The organism is Streptomyces sp. UNOC14_S4, from assembly GCF_020740835.1.
Classification (GTDB): Bacteria; Actinomycetota; Actinomycetes; order Streptomycetales; family Streptomycetaceae; genus Streptomyces.
In genome coordinates, this window is the sequence record NZ_JAINFC010001021.1 from 1 (window position 1) to 753 (window position 753).

The 753-nt window shown below is 75.8% G+C and carries 1 pseudogene; it reads right to left on the reverse strand.

What is annotated here, in order from left to right:
• Window positions 1–65: 65 nt before the first annotated feature.
• Window positions 66–753: pseudogene (locus K6I34_RS37680) on the reverse strand (cobyrinic acid a,c-diamide synthase); the annotation flags it as partial.

Below are 753 nucleotides of genomic sequence, written 5' to 3' on the forward strand. Positions count from 1 at the left end.
ACCCTGGCCTGCACGGTGGCGGGCGTCGCGTTCGTCTGGCTCGTCGTGGGCCTCGCGAGCTGACGTCACCGACGGGACGCCGCCGCTGCCGCGACGAGGCGCTGCGCGGTGCCGGGGGAGCCCGCCCAGTGGGTGTGCAGGTACGAGGCGTGCACACCGCCGAGCGCGAAGCCCTCGGTACGGCGCTCCGGGTGCGTGAACCCCCACGCGGGCGCCTCGCCCGCGCCCGGCTCGATCACCGTGCGGTGGAACTCGTGCCCGCGGACCCGGGTCCCCGCCGCGGCCAGCGGGTTGTCCGCGATCGCCACCGCCTCGCGGTAGCCGAGCGTCAGCCGCTCCGTCATCCGTGCCTCGGCGGGCAGTACGCCGCACATCGGCTTGCCGTCGAGGGAACGGGAGAGGTAGAGCAGCCCCGCGCACTCGGCGGCGACCGGCGCACCGCCGCGTGTCAGGGCCGCGACCGCCTCGCGCAGCCGCTCGTTGGCGGAGAGCTCGTGGACGTACATCTCGGGGAAGCCGCCGCCGATGACGAGGCCTGCGGTGCCTTCGGGGAGTCGCTCGTCGCGGAGGGGGTCGAAGGTGAGGACTTCCGCGCCGGCGGCGCGGAGGAGCTCGGTGTGCTCGGCGTAGGAGAAGGTGAAGGCGGGGCCGCCGGCTACGGCGATGACGGGCTTGGGGCGCCCGGGGGCGTCGGTTCCTGGACCGGGGGCTGCCGCCCCCGGACCCCCGCTGTTGTGGTGCGGACCCGTGGTC